This window comes from Paenibacillus nanensis (assembly GCF_003583765.1).
GTDB lineage: Bacteria > Bacillota > Bacilli > Paenibacillales > Paenibacillaceae > Pristimantibacillus > Pristimantibacillus nanensis.
On the sequence record NZ_QXQA01000009.1, the window covers coordinates 220273 to 241383 of the forward strand.

24 protein-coding genes are annotated in these 21111 nt (G+C 54.4%); 8 read left to right on the top strand and 16 right to left on the bottom strand.

The genetic code is table 11. From position 1 onward, the window contains the following. Nucleotides 1–4: 4 nt before the first annotated feature. The 11 genes from smc to D3P08_RS15730 form a co-directional block, all read right to left on the bottom strand. Nucleotides 5–3580 (bottom strand): chromosome segregation protein SMC, encoded by a 3576-nt coding sequence (gene smc, locus D3P08_RS15680; RefSeq protein WP_119600637.1) that lies wholly within the window; start codon nt 3578–3580, stop codon nt 5–7. 172 nt (nt 3581–3752) lie between these two features. Next, on the bottom strand, nt 3753–4457 hold the full coding sequence (gene rnc / locus D3P08_RS15685) for a ribonuclease III (RefSeq protein ID WP_119600638.1): 705 nt from the start codon (nt 4455–4457) through the stop codon (nt 3753–3755). Next, complete coding sequence (gene fabF / locus D3P08_RS15690; protein ID WP_119600639.1) at nt 4447–5688, bottom strand: beta-ketoacyl-ACP synthase II; 1242 nt, start codon at nt 5686–5688, stop codon at nt 4447–4449. The genes rnc and fabF overlap by 11 nt, the downstream gene beginning before the upstream one ends. Before the next feature lie 155 nt (nt 5689–5843). Then, a complete protein-coding gene (gene acpP, locus D3P08_RS15695) occupies nt 5844–6077 on the bottom strand; it encodes an acyl carrier protein (RefSeq protein WP_119600640.1) in 234 nt (77 codons plus the stop codon). Between the two features lie 96 nt (nt 6078–6173). Next, a complete protein-coding gene (fabG, locus tag D3P08_RS15700) occupies nt 6174–6923 on the bottom strand; it encodes a 3-oxoacyl-[acyl-carrier-protein] reductase (RefSeq protein WP_119600641.1) in 750 nt (249 codons plus the stop codon). Nucleotides 6924–6943: 20 nt separating this feature from the next. Continuing rightward, entirely contained in the window at nt 6944–7873 is a 930-nt protein-coding gene (fabD, locus tag D3P08_RS15705; RefSeq protein WP_119600642.1) for an ACP S-malonyltransferase, read from the bottom strand. A 61-nt stretch (nt 7874–7934) separates the two neighbouring features. Continuing rightward, nucleotides 7935–8921 (bottom strand): beta-ketoacyl-ACP synthase III, encoded by a 987-nt coding sequence (locus D3P08_RS15710; protein WP_119600643.1) that lies wholly within the window; start codon nt 8919–8921, stop codon nt 7935–7937. 9 nt (nt 8922–8930) lie between these two features. After that, the gene (gene plsX / locus D3P08_RS15715; protein ID WP_119600644.1) at nt 8931–9920 is read right to left on the bottom strand and encodes a phosphate acyltransferase PlsX; all 990 of its coding nucleotides are present in this window, start codon (nt 9918–9920) and stop codon (nt 8931–8933) included. Then, on the bottom strand, nt 9904–10500 hold the full coding sequence (gene fapR, locus D3P08_RS15720; RefSeq protein WP_119600673.1) for a transcription factor FapR: 597 nt from the start codon (nt 10498–10500) through the stop codon (nt 9904–9906). The genes plsX and fapR overlap by 17 nt, the downstream gene beginning before the upstream one ends. A 220-nt stretch (nt 10501–10720) precedes the next feature. Next, nucleotides 10721–10894 carry a 50S ribosomal protein L32 gene (rpmF, locus tag D3P08_RS15725; RefSeq protein WP_116043433.1) on the bottom strand — a complete coding sequence of 58 codons (174 nt, stop codon included), beginning with the start codon at nt 10892–10894 and terminating at the stop codon, nt 10721–10723. A 31-nt stretch (nt 10895–10925) separates the two neighbouring features. Further along, nucleotides 10926–11441: a YceD family protein gene (locus tag D3P08_RS15730; protein ID WP_119600645.1), complete on the bottom strand. Its 516-nt coding sequence runs from the start codon at nt 11439–11441 to the stop codon at nt 10926–10928. 168 nt (nt 11442–11609) lie between these two features. Between D3P08_RS15730 and D3P08_RS15735 the strand changes: the two genes are divergently transcribed. Beyond that, entirely contained in the window at nt 11610–12854 is a 1245-nt protein-coding gene (locus tag D3P08_RS15735; protein WP_119600646.1) for a nucleotidyltransferase, read from the top strand. On the opposite strand, the gene D3P08_RS15740 is transcribed toward D3P08_RS15735, so the two are convergent. Then, entirely contained in the window at nt 12851–13927 is a 1077-nt protein-coding gene (locus D3P08_RS15740) for a S16 family serine protease (protein WP_162848496.1), read from the bottom strand. The two genes, D3P08_RS15735 and D3P08_RS15740, sit on opposite strands and share 4 nt — an antisense overlap. A 112-nt stretch (nt 13928–14039) precedes the next feature. Between D3P08_RS15740 and D3P08_RS15745 the strand changes: the two genes are divergently transcribed. After that, nucleotides 14040–15293 carry a nucleoside recognition domain-containing protein gene (locus tag D3P08_RS15745; protein WP_162848497.1) on the top strand — a complete coding sequence of 418 codons (1254 nt, stop codon included), beginning with the start codon at nt 14040–14042 and terminating at the stop codon, nt 15291–15293. A 6-nt stretch (nt 15294–15299) separates the two neighbouring features. Here the strand turns inward: D3P08_RS15745 and coaD are convergent, their stop codons facing one another. Both coaD and rsmD read right to left on the bottom strand, forming a co-directional pair. After that, nucleotides 15300–15830 (bottom strand): pantetheine-phosphate adenylyltransferase, encoded by a 531-nt coding sequence (gene coaD, locus D3P08_RS15750; protein ID WP_240647556.1) that lies wholly within the window; start codon nt 15828–15830, stop codon nt 15300–15302. Beyond that, nucleotides 15817–16440, bottom strand: coding sequence for a 16S rRNA (guanine(966)-N(2))-methyltransferase RsmD (gene rsmD, locus D3P08_RS15755; protein WP_240647558.1), 624 nt, complete (start codon nt 16438–16440; stop codon nt 15817–15819). The genes coaD and rsmD overlap by 14 nt, the downstream gene beginning before the upstream one ends. Nucleotides 16441–16619: 179 nt before the next feature. On the opposite strand from rsmD, the gene D3P08_RS15760 reads away from it, so the two are divergent. The 6 genes from D3P08_RS15760 to D3P08_RS15785 all read left to right on the top strand — a co-directional run bounded on the left by D3P08_RS15760 (nt 16620) and on the right by D3P08_RS15785 (nt 20301). After that, on the top strand, nt 16620–16949 hold the full coding sequence (locus D3P08_RS15760) for a potassium channel family protein (RefSeq protein ID WP_119600649.1): 330 nt from the start codon (nt 16620–16622) through the stop codon (nt 16947–16949). Between the two features lie 244 nt (nt 16950–17193). Beyond that, the gene (ku, locus tag D3P08_RS15765) at nt 17194–18054 is read left to right on the top strand and encodes a non-homologous end joining protein Ku (RefSeq protein ID WP_119600650.1); all 861 of its coding nucleotides are present in this window, start codon (nt 17194–17196) and stop codon (nt 18052–18054) included. Further along, entirely contained in the window at nt 18051–18956 is a 906-nt protein-coding gene (locus tag D3P08_RS15770; RefSeq protein WP_119600651.1) for an ATP-dependent DNA ligase, read from the top strand. The genes ku and D3P08_RS15770 overlap by 4 nt, the downstream gene beginning before the upstream one ends. A 217-nt stretch (nt 18957–19173) precedes the next feature. Further along, nucleotides 19174–19404, top strand: a complete 231-nt coding sequence (locus tag D3P08_RS15775; RefSeq protein ID WP_119600652.1) for a spore coat associated protein CotJA — start codon at nt 19174–19176, stop codon at nt 19402–19404. Further along, nucleotides 19404–19667: a spore coat protein CotJB gene (locus D3P08_RS15780; protein ID WP_119600653.1), complete on the top strand. Its 264-nt coding sequence runs from the start codon at nt 19404–19406 to the stop codon at nt 19665–19667. The genes D3P08_RS15775 and D3P08_RS15780 overlap by 1 nt, the downstream gene beginning before the upstream one ends. 64 nt (nt 19668–19731) lie before the next feature. Then, the gene (locus tag D3P08_RS15785; protein ID WP_119600676.1) at nt 19732–20301 is read left to right on the top strand and encodes a manganese catalase family protein; all 570 of its coding nucleotides are present in this window, start codon (nt 19732–19734) and stop codon (nt 20299–20301) included. A gap of 208 nt (nt 20302–20509) precedes the next feature. Here D3P08_RS15785 and D3P08_RS27705 read toward each other — a convergent pair whose 3' ends face one another. Together D3P08_RS27705 and D3P08_RS15790 are read right to left on the bottom strand one after the other, a co-directional pair. Continuing rightward, nucleotides 20510–20605, bottom strand: coding sequence for a putative holin-like toxin (locus tag D3P08_RS27705; RefSeq protein WP_219993704.1), 96 nt, complete (start codon nt 20603–20605; stop codon nt 20510–20512). A gap of 103 nt (nt 20606–20708) precedes the next feature. After that, nucleotides 20709–21111 (bottom strand): DUF3024 domain-containing protein (locus D3P08_RS15790; protein WP_240647560.1); only part of this gene is annotated, 403 nt, incomplete at its 5' end.

A 21111-nucleotide genomic window follows, 5' to 3' on the forward strand; every position in this document is an offset into this window, starting at 1 on the left:
CTATTTAAGCCGAGACCGGCTCATCTTCCTCTAGACGCACCGACACCAGCTTCGACACGCCGCCCTCTTCCATCGTGACGCCGTACAGCACGTCGGCTTCCTCCATTGTGCCTTTGCGGTGCGTCACCACGATAAACTGGGTTAGCTCCGAAAACTCGCGCAAGTATTGCGCGAAGCGCGCTACGTTCGCTTCGTCAAGCGCCGCCTCGACCTCGTCGAGCACGACGAACGGCACGGGCTTTACCTGCAAAATCGCGAACAGAAGCGCGATTGCCGTTAGCGCGCGTTCGCCGCCGGATAGAAGCTGCAGGTTTTGCAGCTTTTTGCCCGGAGGCTGCGCTACAATATCGATGCCCGTGTCAAGCACCCGATCCGGCTCCACCATAATAAGATCGGCGCGGCCGCCGCCGAACAGCTTGGCGAATACGACGACAAAGTGGCCGCGTATCGCTTCGAACGTGCTGCGGAACCTTCTCGACATCTCGTCATCCATCTCTTTGATAACTTGATACAGAGCCGTCTTCGCCTCGATCAGATCGTTCTTCTGTTCGGACAAAAATTCGTAGCGTTCCTTGATCCGCTCGTACTCCTCGATCGCGCCCAGATTGACTTCGCCCAGCGCCGCGATTTGGCGTTTCAAATCGCGCACTTCGTTTTGCGTGCCGAGCACATCCTCCGGTACCGGATACTGCTCTTTGGCAAGCTCGTAACTGAGCTCATACTCCTCGCTTAGCTTACGGAGCAGGTTGTCCAGCTCGACATCCTGACGATTCACGGCGATTTCCGTGCTCCGGATCTGATCCTCCACCGCGCGCAGCTGCGCGCGCTGCTCCTTCGTTTCGCTTTCGCCTTGCTCAAGCTCCGCTATGCGCTGCGCTCTCGCCGCGCGTTTCAGATCGGTCTGCTCGGCGCATTCCGCCTTTTTGATTCGGAGATCATTCAGCTGCTCAATCTGCTTCACGGTTTCTTCGCCGTGGCGTAAAATCTCCTCATCCTGCTGCTCCGAAAGCGCCCGCAAGTTCGCCATTTCGCTTTTCGCCCGTTGAATCTCGCTGCGGACGCGGGCAGCCTGATCCTCGAAGCTCAGCTTCTCCTGATCGGTCTTCGCGACCGCGATTTTCAAATCCGTCAGCTGGCCTTGCAGCTCTTCCTTGGCGGATTCGCTGGCCTTTCGCCGCTCCTCCGCGAGCCGGATCGCTTCTTGGAGCCGCGCTTCATCGAGCGTCAACTGCTCCAGCCGTTTCTCCGCAGCAGCCGCAAGCTTCTCGATTTGCTCTTGCTCTTCCGTCTGCGAGCTGCGCTCCGAGATCGATACGTCGCTTTGCTCCGCTAGCAGCTTCGCCTCCGAAGCGGCTTGCTGCAGCTCGGCGCGGAGCCCTTGCTCCTGAATGCGGCATTGCTCCGCTTGGCCGCGAAGCTCCTCCATATTCTGCGAGCGGATCGAATGCTCCTTGCGAAGATCGCTCAGCTTGCTTCTCAGTTGGTCCACGGTCGCCTTCGCTTCCTTGATCTCCTGATCCAGCGCCTCGATCTGGCGTCCTCTTCCAAGCAGACTTGCGCCTTTCTTCTGAAGGCTTCCGCCCGTCATGGAACCGCCGGCGTTAACGACGTCGCCTTCCAGCGTCACGACGCGGTAACGGTAAGAGCATCTGGAGGCGATTCGGTTCGCCTGCTCCAGCGTTTCCGCCAGCAGCACGTTGCCGAGCAGGTTGTTCACGATCGCTTGGTAGCGTGCGTCACACTGCACAAGCTCGGACGCAACCCCGACAAAGCCTTCAACGCCGGCCGCCGTCCGTTTGTCGTTTTCCGGCACCATGCGCCCCTTAATTACGTCAAGCGGCAGGAACGTCGCTCGGCCAAGCTGGCGCTGCTTCAGGAAAGCAATCGCCGCCCGGGCCGTGCGTTCATCCTCCATCACAATGTGCTGAAGCGCTCCGCCAAGCGCGGTTTCCACGGCGATCTCAATCCGCTGCGGCACTCGCACAAGCTCCGCGACCGCGCCATGCACGCCTTCGATTCCGCCGGAGCTGCGGCGCGCGGCCTTCAGCACTTCCTTAACCCCTTGCATAAAGCCGTCAAGCGCATCCTGCATTTCTTTCATCGTATCGCGACGCGAAATATGGCTGTCAAGACGCTGCTCCCACTTGCGGATGGCAGAGAGCACCTCGTCAATTTGAGCGGCAATCGTTTTGACCGACTCGGATTCCTCCAGCATCCGGTTCCGGGTCGACTCCAAGCTGCGGAGCGTGTCCGCAAGCGATTGTTCAAGCGCTGCCTTGCGTTCATCCAAGCGCGCCTTCTGCTCCGCCCACTTGGACTCGTCCTCGCTTAACCGCTCCATTCTGCGCTGCAGCGTTTCCTTCTGTTGGGCCGCGTAACGGATTTCGTTCCGGTGCTGCGCCATCGCGCTGAGAACGTCAAGAAGCTCGCTCTTCAGCCGCTCCTCCGCATCGACGACAGCGCCTCCCGCGACACCAAGCAAGTTCGCTTCTTCGGCGGACAGCTTCGTACGCAGCTCGGCAAGCTGAAGCTCCAGCGCCGCAGCCTTGCTGCGGAAGTCCGCTTCGTCCTTCGTCAGCGCCGAGATTCGCTCATCCTGCGCCGCAATCGATTCTTCCAGCTGCCGCTTATTTTGTTCGAGGTTGCGTTTCCGTTCCTTCAGCACCTCGCCGTAGCCTTCGCACTTCTCCACGTCTTCGCTGATTTGCAGCATCGCTTCATGCAGCCGGTCAAGCGCCGCCTCGATTTCGCGAAGCTGCAGGCGATCCTGCTCCAAATGCGCGTCATGCTTGCTTACGATAGTTGAGAGCTGAAGCTGCTCTTCCTGCAGCTTCTCCAGCTTGGCCGTCGCTTGCGACCATGACTGATGCACCGTCTCAATGTTATGTACGTACATCGAGATTTCTTTCGTCTTCAGCGTTTCCTTCAGCGCCTTGAAATGAATCGCCTTTTCGGACTGCTTGCGCAGAGGCTCAACCTGATCCTCAAGCTCGGATACAAGGTCATGAATCCGCAGCAGATTCTGCTCCGTCTCATCAAGCTTCTTCTGCGCTTCCCGCTTGCGCGATTTATATTTGACGATGCCGGACGCTTCCTCGAATATGCCCCTGCGGTCCTCGGAACGCGTACTCAAAATCTCCTCGATCCGGCCCTGTCCAATGATGGAATAAGCCTCTTTGCCGATGCCCGTATCCATGAACAGCTCCGTTATATCCTTCAACCGGCACGGCTGCTTGTTGATCATATATTCGCTGTCGCCGCTTCGGTGCACCCGGCGCGTTACGGTCACTTCATTATATTCGAGCGGCAGTGCGCCGTCCGAATTATCGAGCGTAAGCGAGACCTCGCCGTAGTTAACCGCTTTGCGCGCGTCGCTGCCGGCGAATATAATATCCTCCATTTTGCCGCCGCGAAGGCTCTTGGCGCTTTGCTCCCCCAGAACCCAGCGAATGCCGTCGGATATGTTGCTCTTCCCCGAGCCGTTCGGCCCGACGACAGCCGTAATACCGTTTACAAATTCCAATTCGGTTTTATCGGCGAATGATTTAAATCCCGCCAGTTCGATCCTCTTCAAAAACATAGTTTGGCTTTCACCTCACCCTCCATTGTAACACAGAATTGTTATTTGCGTTAATCATTTCGAGCGCCGCCGGACACCGGCCGACGCTCCCATTTTCTGCATCCCGAGACATAAAAAAATCCCTCAAACCGCTATTTAGGCGGCCTAAAGGATTATCATTCGGCACATGCGCTTACGACTCCGCGGACAGCTTATTCCAAGCCTCCGCCGCGGCGCGCTGCTCCGCTTCCTTCTTCGTGCGTCCGGCGCCTCGCCCGAAAACTTCCGCGCCAAGAAACACTTCTACAATAAATTCACGGTCATGAGCAGGTCCCCGTTCCTCCAGAACACGGTATTCAACAGGTCCCATTCCGTGATGCTGCGCTCTCTCCTGAAGCTTTGACTTGGCATCCTTCATTAAGAGGCCGAAGTCATTGGATTCGATGAACGGAAACATATGCTCCTGCAAAAACTGCCTTGTCCGTTCGATGCCGGCGTCCAGGAAGATCGCTCCGATAAAGGATTCGAACAAATCGGCAAGAAGCGCCTGGCGGTGTCTGCCCCCCAGCTGCTCTTCGCCGCGCCCGAGCAAGACGTGTTTGCCAAGCTCAAGCCGCTCGGCAAAATAAGCAAGCGACGGCTCGCATACGACCGATGCCCGCATCCGGGTTAACTCCCCTTCCGGACGCTTCGGATACGTCTCGAATAAATATTCCGACACGAGAAGCTGCAGCACCGCGTCGCCAAGAAACTCCAGCCGTTCGTTATCCTGAACGGACCCGCGCTTATGCTCGTTCACATAGGAGGTGTGCGTGAAGGCTTGTCTTAACAGCTTGATACGTTTGAAATTGAGCTGCAGCTTCCGCTGCAGCTCATCAAAGGAATGTTCATGCTTCATAAGCCTTCATCACGATCGTAGCGTTATGTCCCCCGAAGCCGAAGGAATTCGACAACGCGTATTTGACGCTCGCTTCCCGCGCTTTATTCGGAACATAATCCAGATCCAGCTCAGGATCCTGGTTGTCCAAGTTAATGGTCGGCGCGATTACGCCGTTCTTCAATGTCAAGCCAAGAATGACGGCCTCTACGCCGCCTGCCGCGCCGAGCAGATGTCCTGTCATCGATTTCGTCGAGCTGACCGCAAGCTTGTAAGCATGGTCGCCGAACGTCTTTTTGATGGCTGTCGTCTCTGACGCGTCCCCGACCGGCGTCGATGTGCCGTGCGCGTTAATGTAATCGATGTCCGAAGGCTCGATGCCGGCGTCGCGTACAGCCTTCGCCATACAGCGGGCGGCTCCGTCCGGATCCGGCTCCGTCATATGGTGAGCGTCGCCGCTCATGCCGTAGCCGATCACTTCCGCGTAAATTTTGGCGCCGCGCGCCTTCGCGTGCTCAAGCGATTCCAGCACGAGAATGCCCGCGCCTTCGCCCATCACGAAGCCGTCGCGGTCGACGTCGAATGGCCGGCTCGCTTTCTCCGGCTCATCATTGCGCGTCGACATCGCGCGCATCGAGCAGAAGCCCGCCATGCCTGTAGGACGAATGGTCGCTTCAGCGCCGCCCGCGATCATAACGTCCGCGTCGCCGCGCTGAATCATTTTGAACGAGTCGCCGATCGAATGCGTACCGGTTGCGCAGGCGGTGACAGCCGTGCTGTTCGGGCCTTTTGCGCCTGTGAGCATCGATACTTGGCCCGACGCCATGTTCGCGATCATCATCGGGATAAAGAACGGGCTGACGCGTTTCGGGCCTTTCTCCAGCAAAATATTATGCTGATCCTCCCACGTGCCGAGGCCGCCAATTCCGGACCCGATCATAACGCCGATTCGCTCGGCGTCCGTATTCTCGCCGATCTTAATGCCTGCGTCCGCCACTGCGAGCTTGCTCGCAACGGCAGCGAATTGGACGAACCGGTCCATTCTGCGCGCTTCTTTCTTATCCAAACCAAAATCTTCTGGATTAAAGTTTTTGATCTCAGCCGCGATGCGTGTCGGATATTCCGATACGTCGAACGCTTCGATGAGGGAAACGCCGGATTTGCCTTCCAGCAGGTGCTTCCAAAATTGCTCCAGATCCGAACCTAACGAGGTCATAACCCCCATACCTGTAACGACTACTCTTTGTTTCATTTCATTCACCTCTGCTGCCAGCGATATGAAGACCCCGTTCTTGCAGTCTTCTTTATATAAAAAAGCGGCCGTTAAGCCTCATTTATGTATGATTTGGGATGAAGACGCTTAACATGGAGAGAAGTCCCGTTTATCGCAACGGGACTTGTCCATCCTTAGGTATGAGATTGTATGTAGGCTACAACTTCTCCCACCGTAGTGATTTTCTCTGCATCTTCATCAGAGATTTCCATATCAAACTCGTCTTCCAGCTCCATGACCAATTCAACGACGTCAAGAGAGTCTGCTCCGAGGTCATCTTTGAAGGAAGCTTCAAGTGTTACTTCTGCTTCGTCTACGCCAAGGCGGTCGATGACAATACGTTTAACGCGATCTACTACATCGGACATCCGGTTCACCTCCTCCACCGTATTATACGAGAATTGTTCATAAAATGCCATCTTTACCTTGCCAATAAAAGTTCACTTCCAGGCATAAAGCCGGCTCTACATGTACATGCCGCCGTCGACATGCACGGTCTGGCCGGTCATATAAGCCGCGGCGTCGGATGCCAAGAAGCGCACGGCGTTCGCAATATCAGCTGCGTCGCCCAGCCGCGCTAACGGAATTTGCGCGGATAACGAAGCTTTCATGTCCTCAGGCAGCTTATCCGTCATATCCGTCTGGATAAAGCCTGGGGCTACGCAGTTTACCGTGATTCCGCGGGAAGCAAGCTCGCGCGCGCTCGCTTTCGTAAGGCCGATAACGCCGGCTTTCGCCGCCACGTAATTCGCCTGTCCCGGGTTGCCCAGCACGCCCACCACGGAGGAAATATTAATGATTCGTCCGGAGCGCTGCTTCATCATCGGACGCGTTACCGCCTTAATGCCGTTGAACACGCCTTTCAGATTCGTTTCGATGACTTGATCGAATTCCTCTTCCTTCATGCGCATGATTAAATTATCTCTTGTAATGCCGGCGTTATTCACCAGAATGTCAATTGCTCCAAGCTGATCGATGACATCCTTCACCATCGCTTCGAATTCATCGGCTTTTCCGACATTCGCCTTGACAAGAACGGCGCGGCGGCCGAGCGCTTCCACAGCCGCCGCCGTCTCGGCTGCGGCCGCTTCGCTGCCGGAATAGTTGATGGCGACGTCCGCGCCCGCTTCCGCAAGCGCAATGGCGATCGCGCGTCCGATGCCGCGGGAGGCGCCCGTTACAAGCGCTTTTTTACCTTCCAAGCTCGCAAACATATCGATCCCTCCGTCTTAATTTAGTTCACTTGCAGCGCTTCCAGCGCCGAAATACTGTTGACTGACAAGACGCGCACATTCCGGTCGATCTTCTTGATAAGCCCCGCCAGCACGGTGCCCGAACCGATCTCGACGAACGTGTCTACGCCTTGACCGATCAGATAACGGATGCTGTCCTCCCATAACACAGGAGAATATACCTGCTGAGCGAGCAGCTCGCGGATTTTGGACGCTGCCGTCACTTCATCAGCCGTAACGTTTGCAACGACAGGGATCGCGGCGTCCTTAAGCTCCACGCCGGCGAGCTTGTCCGCCAGCTTCTCCGCCGCCGGCTTCATAAGCGAGGAGTGGAACGGTCCGCTTACTTCAAGCGGAATGACCCGCTTCGCCCCTGCTTCCTTGCCGCGCTCCACTACCGCCTGCACGCCGGCCGCCGTGCCGGATACAACGATCTGGCCCGGGCAGTTCACGTTAGCGAGCTCGACGGCAGCGCCTTCTTCCGTAACGGAAGCGCATAGCTTCGCAAGTTCCTCGCGCTCTGCTCCCAGAACCGCCGCCATCGCGCCTTGACCGCTTGGTACCGCTTGTTCCATAAAAAGTCCGCGCGCGCGAACCGTGCGAACCGCGTCGCCGAAAGTTATGACGCCAGCCGCGACAAGCGCGCTGTATTCGCCTAAACTGTGACCCGCTACGTAATCCGCCTTCAGCCCGCTGTTCTCCAGCAGCTTCAAATAAGCGATGCTAACTGTTAGTAGAGCCGGCTGCGTATTGGCGGTTTGCTTCAAAGCCTCTTCCGGTCCTTCAAATATGAGCGTGCTGAGATCAAATCCTAAGGCTTCATCCGCCTCTTGAAACAATTGCTTTGCGGTCTCATACGCGTCGAACGCGTCTTTCCCCATTCCTACGGCTTGGGCTCCCTGTCCGGGAAATACAAATGCCGTCTTCGTCAACGTGTTCCCCTCCTACAACAAATCGAAAACGAATGCTATGCACGGCTAACCGGCAAGCCGGTTACCAAATCAGGACGGACGCTCCCCATGTCAATCCGCCGCCGAAGCCGACGAATACGAGACAGTCGCCTTCCTTCACGCGATTCTGTTCAACGGCTTCCGCCAGCGCGACTGGAATCGACGCCGCCGACATGTTGCCGTATTTGTCCAAGTTGATCATGGCTTTCTCTTCCGCGAGATTCAATCTGCTGAGCGCGGATTGGATGATGCGGATATTGGCTTGATGCGGAACAAGGAGATCGACGTCCTCCTTGGACATCCCTGCCTTCGCCAGAGCCTCCTCCGCCGCGCTTCCCATAATGCGAACGGCGAATTTGAACACATCGTTGCCGGCCATGTAAATATAATGCTGCTTCTCGGACAGCGTTTGCGCCGAAGCAGGCAGTCTTGAGCCGCCGCCCCTCACCCTCAGGAGCTCTCCTCCGCTGCCGTCAGCGCCTAGCTCGAATGACTTAAAGCCCCGTCCTTCTTCCACTTGTCCAAGGACAACGGCGCCGGCGCCGTCTCCGAACAGGATACAAGTGTTGCGGTCGGTATAGTCCGTGATCCGCGAAAGCGTCTCCGCCCCTACGACAAGCACATGCTTGTACATGCCCGTCGCAATCATATTCGACCCTGTAGCGAGCCCGTAGATGAAGCCTGAGCACGCCGCGGACAAATCAAACGCCGCCGCCTTTGCGGCGCCAAGCTTGTCCTGAAGGAGGCAGGCCGTGGACGGGAAGAACATATCCGGCGTAATCGTCGCGACGATAATCAGGTCGATATCATCCGCCGTTAGTCCCGCCGCTGCGATTGCTCTTTTGGCCGCTTCATACGCAAGATCGGAGGTTGCCTCCTGTTCTGCAGCGAGACGGCGTTCTTTAATCCCGGTGCGGGTCACGATCCATTCATCGTTCGTCTCGACCATCTGCTCCAGCTGTTGATTCGTAAGAATGTTCTCGGGCACATATTTGCCCGTACCAATAATGCCGACTGGATGAAGATTCATGCAACTCACTCACTTCCGGTTAATTTCTGCGGAAATCGATTCAGTCAGGTTAGCCTGCAGCGCGATTCTCGCTTGGCGAACCGCGTTTTTGACCGCATATGCGTCCGATGAGCCGTGACACTTGATGACCAGCCCGTTCAAGCCGAGCAGAGGAGCTCCGCCATGCTCCTTATAATCCAGCTTTTGCTTCAGCGTCTTCAGCTTCGGCAGCATAATCGCCGCGGCAAGCTTGGTCAGCAGCGAGCTGCCGAACGCTTCCTTCAGCGTAGAGAAGATGGCGCCGGCTGTGCCTTCCATCGCTTTCAGCAAAATATTGCCCGCAAAGCCGTCGCACACGAGGACGTCGCATTTGCCGTCAAATACGTCCCTAGACTCCACATTGCCGACAAACTGGATTGGGGCATTCTCCAGCAGCTCGTAAGCCGCTTTCGTCAATTCATTGCCCTTCTTCGCCTCTGAACCGACATTCAGCAGGCCGACTCTCGGATTCTGGACGCCATGCACTTTTGCGCGGTAGATGCTTCCCATAATGGCGTACTGGAGCAGGTGCTCCGGCTTCGCGTCCATGTTGGCGCCCATATCGAGCGACAGCACGCCGCCGCTGCCCATCGTCGGAAGAATCGGAGCAAGCGCAGGGCGCTCGATCCCTTCCATTCTGCCGACAACCAGCAGTCCTGTCGTCATGAGCGCGCCAGTATTGCCTGCGGAGAGCATCGCGTCCACTTGCTTATCCTTCACCAATTGGCCGGCGATAACCATGGATGACCCTTTCTTCCGTCTGACCGCTCGAACGGGTTCGTCATCCGCGCCAATGACCTCATCGGCATGATGAAGCGTCACATTGGACGGCAGCCCTTCCTTCAAAAGCGGCTCAATAGCCGTCTTATCGCCGACGAGCACGAGCTGCACGTCCGGCCATTCCTTCGCCGCTTCCAACGCGCCCTGCACAATTAATCCAGGGGCGTGGTCGCCTCCCATCGCGTCAATCGCGATCCGCATTGTTTTCTCCTCCTCCGTTGTCTCGATCGCCCGCGGATCTGTAGATAACGAAATTGCCTTGGAATACCATTTCATCTCCAACATACGTAAACAGCTCAACCTTCGATTTGCTCCGCTCTCCCGAAATCGACCTGACATAGGCTTTGGCGATGCACTTCTCACCCAGCCGGACGGGACGAATAAACCGGATGTCAGCCGTTACCGTCAGCGCAATCGCATCATCGATCACAGCAACCGCAAGCGAATTCGCTTGGGCGAACACATGGTGCCCCCGGGCGATGGCCGTTCGCGAGAATACGTGCTCCTCACGGATTTCAAATATCGAAATGCCGCTCTTGTCCAATTCGAGATCGACGATGTCACCGATGACCTCATGCAGAGGCAGGGACCGTACCGAATCGTATGAGCGCTCCGCCATCAGTTTTAGTCTTTCCCGCAGCTCGGGAATTCCGAGCTCCATGCGGTCGAGACGAATCGTCTGAATACTGACCTTCAGCAGCCTTGTAAGCTCCCGGTCCGTTATAAACGGATTTTCTTCTATGTACTGAGCCAGCAGCTGGTGCCGCTGACGCTTTGGCATTCGTTCCATGCTCGGCTCTCCTTCGTCGTCGCCGATCCGCATTTTCTACTCATTATATGTATGACGACAATTTTTATCACCAGGTACTAAATCAGTATATGAGAAACAGCAACCAAGGTCAACTCTGGAAAACGACTTGCCTGTTTCCGGAGCAGACTCCCGCTTCAAATAAAAATAGCACCTCATCGCAAGATGAAGTGCTATTGGCCCGAAATCATTATTATTGGGAAATGATCTCTTTTGTTTTGTAATATCCACACACTTTGCAAACATGGTGAGCTAATTTCAGCTCTCCGCACTGCTCGCATTTCACCATACCCGGTATCGCAAGCTTGAAATGAGTACGACGCTTGTCGCGGCGAGTTTTGGATGTTCTACGTTGAGGTACTGCCATCTTTCCCACCTCCTTCACAAAATGAATAACGTTACTCCTTAAATAAATCCTTCAGCGCTTCAAACCGAGGGTCGATCCGCTCGTGCTTGCAGCCGCATGTTCGCTCATTTAAGTTTTCTCCGCAGGTTTGACAGAGACCCTTGCAGTCTTTGCTGCACAGCGGGGCAAAAGGCATAAAGACTAGAAGCGCTTCCTCGAGATAAGGTCTGAGATCCAGCTTATCGCCTTCCACTTCCACATACTCTTCATCCTCGTCCGAGCTCGCAGGCTTCGTCTCTTCGGAAGCAGGCTTAAACTTTTCGAAAATTGGAATGACCGTATGTTCCTTTGTCGGTTCCAAACAACGCGAGCAGGCCATCTCAAGATCAATAGACAGCTCGCCGGAGACCGTTACAAATCCTTCATAACCGGCTACCTCAAGCGACACATGAAGCGGACCAGCCGCAATAACATCCGCTCGTCCCTTGAAGAGCCCGCTGACATCCAGCTTCTCCTGCACCGTTGCCTTAAGGCCTTTGGACATCATCTCTTGCATACGAAACTGCATATTATCACTCCAAACAAACAAAGATTATTATAGCGATTTAATTATTCTTTTGTCAACAATTTCACTGTGCGATTTTACGAAGGCCGGCTGCCCATGTGACGAAGCATCTTCTCTATGCTATATTGAAATCACTTGCGAATCAAGCAAATGGAAGAGGCTGATAGGTGCTTGCGGACAGTCGGACTTATTGTCGAATATAACCCGTTTCATAACGGACATCTTTATCATTTGCGTCAATCGGCAAAAATAACAGAAGCGGATGCGGTCGTCGCCGTCATGAGCGGCCATTTCCTGCAGCGCGGCGAACCGGCAATGTGGGACAAATGGACACGGGCGCGAATGGCGCTTGCGGGCGGCTGCGATCTCGTGATCGAGCTGCCTGTCGCCTATGCGGCGCAAGCGGCGGAATGGTTCGCTTACGGCGCTGTATCGCTGCTTGAGGCTACGGGCGTTGTCGACGCCTTCTGCTTCGGCACGGAAAGCGGCCGATTAGCTCCTCTCCTAATGGCAGCCGATCTCGCGGCGGACGAGCCTCCCGATTTCCGGTCGCTGCTGAAAAGCAAGCTCGAGACCGGACAAAGCTACCCGGCCGCCTACAGCGAAACGATTCAAGCTTACCTGAAGGCGCGAGGCGACATGGAAGCGGCAGCCTTTCCCTTTGACCAGCCGAATCACACGCTCGGCCTGCACTACCTGATCGCGCACCGGCGCATTCGCGGCGCGATGAAGCCCTATACCATCGCAAGAGAAAAAGCGCAGTATAACCAGACCTCCATAACGGACGGGGCGATTGCGAGCGCGACTGCCATTCGTAAGCTGACGCTGGAAAGCGGTGCGCTAGAAGAAATCCGCCCGTTCGTACCGGCGACGACCTACGAGGTACTCATGGACCGGCATGCGGACGGCATTCCTCCCGTTCATTGGGAGCATTACAAGGATGCGCTGTTCCACACGCTGTCAACAAGCTCACCTCACCGGTTATCGGAGCTGCGCGAAATAACGGAAGGACTTGAGCATCGCCTGCTCCATGCATGGCCGGAGCTTCAGGAATGGAGCATCGATTCCTTGCTTGCCTGCCTGAAAACAAAGCGATATACGCGCACCAAGCTTCAGCGCGCCCTGCTTTCCATCCTGCTGGGTCATGCCAAACAGGATTTCACGCAGGAGAAACTGGCAAGCGGCGTGCAATACATTCGTGTGCTCGGTTTCTCAAAAAAAGGACAATCGCTGCTCAAACGAATGCGTTCCGCCGCTTCGCTGCCTGTGCTGATGAGCGCCGCACGGCCTCCGAAGCCGTTCCGGTACTTGGAGCTGGACGTGCAGGCGACCCGCGCTTATATGCTCGGCATGCCGGGCGCTAAGCTTCCCTCCGATCTATCCCGCGATTTCCGGGACAAGCCGATCATGATCTAACGGCGCTTCAGGAAGGAGGCGATGGCATCCATCGCCTCCTCCAACGACTCCACGCCCACTATTTCCATGGATGTACCCATTTTCCTCGCTTTTGATTTGGCGTCCGCCTCGTTCCCCTTCGGCACCAGAAACAGCTCCGCTCCGTTTTGATCCGTTGATACGACCTTTTGCATAATGCCGCCGATTACGCCTACTTTGCCTTCCGGCGTGATCGTGCCCGTCGCCGCGATTTTAACGCCACCCGTCAAATCGCCCTCCGTCAGTAAATTAACCGCTCCAAGCGCAAAGACAAGACCTGCCGAAGGACCGCCGATTTCGTCTGTCGAAATATGGAGCTCCTGCAGGCGGTTCTCCGCTTTTATGCTTCGAAGCTCCGTAAATCCTTTGACGCCAAGCAGCTCGGCGAATTGCTGCGGCGTTTCTTTCGAAGTGACATTATCGACCAAATCCGCCTTTAATTCGATATCAAGCTGCTCGCCGCCTCGTTGGGCTGTGACCATTACCGTTCCGTCCTTTGTGTTCGCCTGCTCGCGCAAAGCTTTCATCACAGCCTCGGCTGCGGTTTTCACATCCGTGAACGCAGGTCCTCCCCGCAGTCCGATCAACCGGTCGCCAGCCCGCAGTCGCCCTGCAGGCTTGCCTGCTATCGTCAACACATCCGAAACAACGATCGCCTCTATTTTGCGCTCGTAAGGGACGTTCAAATAGCGATAGGCCGCTTCGAGGGCGTCATTCTGGGAGCCTTCCATAATAACCGTCAGCCTCTCCGAATACTGCTGCTTCGTATAGCTTCCGAACACCTCGTCTTTCGAATAAACATCCTTATCACCGTCGACCGAAGCCTTCAGCACATGCCAAAAATTAGGCTCGGTCAATTTCACCGCCGTCAGCAGGAGCTGCCCTTTGTCGGCAGGCTGGCCGGACGCAAGCGATATCATCGGCTCAATGGGCACCGCAATGCCCGGCTCATACACGACATACGGCGTTGGCGCATATAACAGAACCCACATGACAAGGGCGGTTACGCTCGCCGAAAAAATAATTCTCCGCACGCCGGACAATCCGTTTCGCATAGTTGTTTCCCCTCCATCTATGCTCATCTGCTTCTATGTAGAATGGTCTATCTTGCCAATGTTCGGCGTAGGTATGAAACGTAAGAGGTATGTCCAAGAGGAGTTGAACAGCATGCCCAAAACAATCCTGCTTGCCATTGTGTCGATCCTTCTGGTCGGCTCCATAATCCTGCAGCCAGATGAATCCTTCAAAGCATCGCTGCAAGGTCTTACCATTTGGTGGAATATCGTATTTCCGGGGTTGCTCCCTTTTCTAGTGCTTTACGAAATTATGCTGGCCTTCGGACTCGCACATGCAATCGGGAATCTTCTGCAGCCCATGATGAAACGGATGACGGGCTTGCCGGGCGAAGCAGCGCTAGCCGTTGTATTCGGGTGGCTCGGCGGCTATCCCGCCGGCTCCGAGGCGGTCACCTCGCTGCGGAAGCGCGAGGTTCTGAACCGTTCGCAGAGCCAGCAGCTGCTCGGCATCGCCCATATGCCGAACCCGATCTTTATGCTCGTCGTCATTGGCGCAGGCTTTCTCCACAAGCCGATTGCAGGCATGATGATAGCAGCAGCCGTCTGGGTATCCGCCCTTTGGCTGCTGCTGCTGTCTTACCTATTCCGGGACAGGAAGCAGCCCGCGGCTTCCTCATCCGATATAACGCCTGCGCCTTTGCCGTCCGAATCCGGCCAGCGTAAAGGCGCCTTATCCGCCATTGCCCAAGGGCTGCAATCCGGCAGAGAGGAGGACGGCCGGAGCTTCGGCAAAGTGCTGGGCGATTCCGTCGCGAACAGCGTGCAGAAGCTGATGATCGTCGGCGGCTTAATGATCTTTGCCGCTGTTCTGTCCAAGCTGTCTGAGCCGCTGCTTATCCCGATCTTGAAGCAGGGCTTCAGCTTTATCGGCCCCGCCTTCTTCGAAAGCCATCTCGGCGCTTACGCCGCCGCAGTATGGGACGCGCCCGGCGCAAGCGCCGCATTCGGCAGCGCCATCATTGCAGCCGTCCTCGCATGGAGCGGAATGGCCGGCATTCTGCAGACCGGCTATGCCATTTCCGGCACCGATCTGAAGCTGCTGCCTTTTATCGCCTTTCGTCTGAATCATGCCCTGCACGCCTTTTTGCTCACGCTGCTCCTATGGCAGCCGATGACTTGGCTGATCGGCAAGCTTAACCCGAACGGCGATTTCCCCGTTATGCTGTACGGGCACTATTTTGCCGCCTCACTTGACGTCAACATGCCCATCCAATCGGTTACCGCATCGGAGCTGCCCTCGTTATGGCCGATATCCCTAACCGCCGCGGGGCTGTTGATGGTCATTCTGCTCTTGACGAGCTTTATATCCGGCTCCAAAAATGGGCGCATCTCGCGTTTTCGATAATTGCCGTCATCCCCTGGCTTCGTATTTCGCTTTAAGCCGGTCTTCAATGACCGGCGGCACCAGTTCCTTCACATTTCCTTTGAACTGTGCGATTTCCTTTACGATGCTGGAGCTTAAATACGAATACTTCGGGTTCGTCATCATAAACATTGTCTCGATCTCCCCGTCCAGCATATGGTTCGTGGAGGCGAGCTGAAGCTCGTATTCGAAATCGGTGACGGACCTGATCCCTCTAATAATGACATCCGCGTTTTTGCTGCGCATGAACCGTACCAGCAAATCCCGAAAGCTGTCGATTTCCACGTTCGGGATGTCCTTGGTCACCTCGGCAAGCAGCTCCTTCCGTTCCTCAACGGTAAAAAGCGGATTTTTGCTCGTATTATTCAGCACCGCCACGATCAAACGGTCGAATTGCTTCGCTGAACGCTGAATGATATCAAGATGGCCGTAGGTTACCGGGTCGAAGCTGCCCGGATAAACCGCTATCCGCTCTTTTTTCGCCTGAGACTCTGTTCCCTGCTGTTTATTCATTGACATCCATCTCGCTCCTATTCATAGCATCGGTGTCCCCTATGCTGCTTGTCTCATCGTCCATGCCATGATACCGATATATTGTAACGGCAGTATCTCCGTATTTAGCAGTTTTGATATGCTCGAACCCCGCGAGCTCCTCCGGATAACGGTGGGAAGCGTCATGCTCGACTACGATCCGCGCTTCTTCCTCAAGCATCCCTTTTGCGGCAAGCTCCGCCATCAGCTCATCCATATTCGTCATCCGATACGGCGGATCCAAAAAGACAAGGGAAAACTTCAGCTCGCGCTTGGCCAGCGCTTTGAGCGCCCGCTCCGCATCGTTCCGGTAAATTTCCGCCGCGCTTTCCGCGCCTGCGGTTCGCACGTTTTGCCGGATGACGTCCAGGCTTATTTTTTCCTTATCGACGAAGATCACACGCTCGATGCCCCTGCTCCATGCCTCGATGCCGAGACCGCCTGTACCCGCGAAGAGGTCCAGAGCCGTTCCGCCCTCAAAATAAGGACCGATCATGCTAAATATCGCTTCTTTCACTTTATCCGTTGTCGGCCTTGTACCCGTGCCCGGGACGGCCTTCAGCGCGCGCCCTCTCGCCGCGCCCGCGATGACTCTCACTGCAATTGCCCCTTTCGACATCATTCTCGCCTATCGTACCATAGATTCCCTGCGCGAAGATAGATAGCCGCAACAATTGCCCCGGCCCTCTTCAACTCGGCGGATCACAGCGGGTATACATGACTATCGTTCCTGCGATATTAAATAAAAAGCCGCCGCCAAGAGAAGGGATGATTGACATGATATCACTGTTGCTGACTTTAAAAAGGTTAATTCACGGTTTGTGGTACGCGTTTAAAATGAAGAACTTTCAGGCCCTTTTCGTATTGGTTCTGGTTATCCTGCTGTCAGGAACGATCTTTTTTGTAACCCAAGAGAATTTGACGGTAATCGATGCGTTGTATTTCTGCATCGTTACTTTAAGCACCGTAGGCCACCCCGCCTTTATTCCCCAAACGGAGATGGGAAAGGTGTTTACTATGGCGTTCATCGTTGTGGGAACCGGGCTGTTCATCGGATTAATGGGGCACATTGCTTATGCGTTAATCAAGCAGCGGGGAGACGAATAGCTCGGATAAAAATAAAATCGGGCGCCCTCTTTCGAGAGCGCCCTTTTCATGGGAGAGGAGAAACCGGACGAAGAACTTATGGGGAAACGTAAGTCTTCTCCGCGGTTGTCTACGGCATCTCGCGACGCCGATGATTATATCATTGCCGCATTCTCTTCGAATATACATCGAAGGCGAAAAATAAATCCGATGCACAATGGGGCATCCTGAATCTATACGAAATTTTGTTCAGGAGGACTTCATTATGCATACCGTTTGGAAAGGCGCAATCAGCTTTGGGCTCGTCCATGTGCCAGTGAAAATGTTTACCGCTACCGAAGATAAGGACATCCGCTTTCGCAGCATTCATAAAGAATGCGGCACGCCGATCTCCCAGCAGCGCGTCTGCGAGCATTGCGGACGAAATATCGAAAACGACGAAATCGCCAAAGGCTTCGAGTATGAGAAAGGCAAGTTCGTCCTCTTCAACGAAGAGGAATTGGACGCGCTTAGACCGGAGTCGGCGCGCACCATTCAAATATTAGACTTCGTCGATCTGACGGATATCGACCCAATCTACTTCGAGAAGGCGTATTACCTTTCTCCGGATATGGCCGGCTCCGGCGCTTACGGCTTGCTGCTTGAAGCGATCCGCCAAACGGGCAAAATCGGAATCGCAAAAATCTCGATCCGCAGCAAAAGCCGCTTGGCCGCAGTCCGCGTCGTTGCCAACTGCCTCTGTCTCGAAACGATGCACTTCCCGGACGAAATCCGATCCATCTCGCTTGTTCCAAACCTGCCCGAGCAGGTAACGGTTAACGAAAAGGAGCTGGAGGTCGCTAAGCTGCTGATCGGACAGTTATCGGCCGCCTTCGAGCCGGATAAGTATACGGACGATTACCGGACGGCGCTGCTGAATGCGATTGAAGCGAAGGTAAGCGGTGAAGGCATCGACGTTGTAACTGCCCCTGTTAACGAAACCGGCAAGGTCATCGACCTAATGGCCGCTCTGCAAGCAAGCTTGGAAGCAGCCAAAATTCCGACAGATCCCGGCAAGACCGGAGAGAAGCGCAAACCGGCAGCCAAAGAGAAAAAGCCTAAAAAAGCGAAAGGCACCGCATCATGACCGAATCCGTCCATTCGGATTCTAGGATGATCCTGCCTAAAACGCCGATGTCCCCCATTCAAACTCCCGACATCCCGGAAGGGCCGGAATGGTGCTATCAGCTGAAATGGGATGGCGTTCGAACGCTCGCCCGATTAGATGGCCGCGGCGGCGTAGAGATATTTTCGAAACGTATCGAGCTCCGCAACTCCGCTTTTCCAGAAATCGTGGAGCTGCTCAAGGCTGTTCAGGTCGGCGCTTGCCTCATCGACGGGGAAATTGTTTATTTCGACGGGGTTAGGCCGAACTTTCAGCGAGGCAGGCTAGGCGGGGTAAACCGGAAACCCCGCGATGACCTGATTTACGTCATGTTCGATCTTCTGTATGACGGGTCGGAGGACTTGCGCCCGCTTCCATTTCGGGAACGGTTCAGAAGGCTGAGCGAGAAGTTCCCCAAGAAAAACCCGCGATTGTTCGTCACCGATTTATATGAGGATGGACAAGCGCTCTGGGAGTGGGTTCAGGAGCATGAATGGGAAGGCATCGTGTCCAAACGGCTGGACAGCCCTTACACCGAAGGGAAGAAGCATAACGATTGGTTCAAAAAACGCAAGGAGCTACAGCTGACCGCCGAAGTGGTCGGAATCAAGCTGAATAACGGACAAGTCGCAAGCTTGGTGCTGCGATACGAAGACCGCTATATCGGACATGTGTCGGGTCTCGATCAAAGCTCTAAGCGCTTGCTCGAGGAATTTATGCGGAAATATCCCGGAGAGTGCCCTTTCCTTTCGCTCACGCCAGGCATGAAAAAATCCGAGGTCGCCTGGTTAAGCGTCCCTTTCCCCTGCCGTGTTGCCGCTTTGGAATTTACCGATTCGGGCATACTCCGCCACCCGAGGCTGCTGGGATTCGGCGCCGGCTAACCGCTTCCCTATTTTTCCTAGCAAAAGACGTCTTTCAGCAGATGAATACGCTGCCGAGAGACGTCTTTTTCGTAGGAAAGGATTCGTTAAAGATAGGGATGCGCTTTGCGGCAATAAGCTGCGGGCGCATCCTTTTTCTTTATGATGGCACGTATAGTGTCCAACCCGTTCGTCATATAGTTACGTCGAGGCATGATATGGAAAGGAGTAGAGCCCCATGAACGAGAATGATCAATTTCGAACGTACCGGCCATTTATCGGGCCGTTCGATCCTTGTCCGCCTATGACCGTAAAGAGCTACAATGTGCCGCCGCAGCTGTTCATCTCTTTTCAGCCCCCGAATTTGCCCCAATTTTCGCCCTATGAAGCTTTGAAGCATGGCACACTGTGGCCCGCATTGTATGCCCCTTACCCAGGTCCATCCCGCAAGGAAGCAGGTGAAGCCTAGTGGCTCAACAGCTCGATGAAAACTATTACAAAATGCTGCACGATCTGCAGTCTGTCGATTTTGTGCTGGTAGAGCTGAATCTGTACCTGGACACCCATCCCGACGACGAAGCTGCGCTGGCGCAATTCAATCAGTTCGCCGAGCTTCGCAAGCGTATTGCGTCGCAGTTCGAACTGCAGTATGGCCCTCTTATGAATTTTGGACATAGTCTCTCAAGATCTCCATGGCAGTGGAAGGAAGCGCCTTGGCCTTGGCAGGTATAGCAGGCAATCAGCCGGATGTGAGCATCCGCAAAATTTGAACCAAGAAAGCGAGGAACGCGAGCCGATGTGGGCATACGAGAAGAAGCTGCAGTACCCCGTAAGAGTCAGCAAATGCGATCCCTTAATGGCCAAATTTTTGCTTGAGCAATACGGCGGGGCCGATGGCGAGCTGGCAGCCGCGCTTCGTTACCTGAATCAGCGCTATACCATCCCGGACAAAGTTATCGGATTGCTGACGGATATCGGGACGGAGGAATTTGCTCATCTTGAGATGATCGCTACCATGGTATATAAGCTTACCAAAGACGCAACGCCTGAGCAGATGCGCGCTGTAGGTCTTGGCGATCATTATGCGAATCATGATAAAGCCCTCTTTTACCAAAACGCTTCCGGCGTTCCTTGGACCGCCAGCTATATTCAAGCCAAAGGCGATCCGATTGCGGACTTGTACGAGGATATCGCCGCGGAGGAGAAAGCAAGAGCCACTTACCAATGGCTCATCGACATGACGGATGACGTGGATCTGCAGGACAGCTTGAAGTTTTTGCGCGAGCGCGAAATCGTCCACTCGTTGCGCTTCCGCGAGGCGGTTGAAATTTTGAAAGAAAAAAGAGATCAGAAGATTTATTTCTAAACCGTGATTTTCGTCTGTTCGTCCTTTACACGCTTTCATAAGATTTTTCGACTTTTTAAGTTCACTTCTTTTTCCAATTGTGTTATCATACCTATAAAAGAAGCCGAGTGCGGCAAACACTCGGCTGGACAATTGGCTTGAATGGGATATCCCTTCATGTCGAGTAAGGAATAAGAACCCACCTGGGCGCTAACCTTGGGGTGGGTTCTTACTTTTTCTTGTAGTTATTCGAAATGTATGTGAGTAGTGCAAGAATGAACGATCCGAAAAGAAACATGATCGTTAATGCCGCCTCTACCTTCATGGCATCACCCCCTTCCGAAGGGATCCATGCCCACCCAAGATTCAATTGTCTCCCCTATTGTACCATCATCTCCCAATAAAAAGAAGAACAAATGTTCGCTAAATTAGAACCAAAACATATCGGTCTTATCTACTACATCCAGTTGGTTTTCAAAGCTTTGATCCGGTTTTATATCCTCTATCAAATGCCATTTATTTTTACTGTCCTGCCAATACACTTTCCAATACGGTTCTTCTAACCTAAATTGAGCAATGGGATACTCAAAGCGTCCGCCCATATACCCAGGTCTTTCTTGGCTTAATGTGACGGTATTGCCCCTGAATCTATAAAGAATTTGAATTTCTTTTTTGAGGTGATTCGGTATTTTTGAAGCAATATAGCTCCCTCGAAATGATTCAGTTTCCTCACTCAGACTCATGAATTCGCAGGATTTCATCCTGTAGTTAGAATGAAGAAGAGGATGTGGGAAGAGTTGGTAGTGGAGAGACTTAAAAATGGGCATGCGG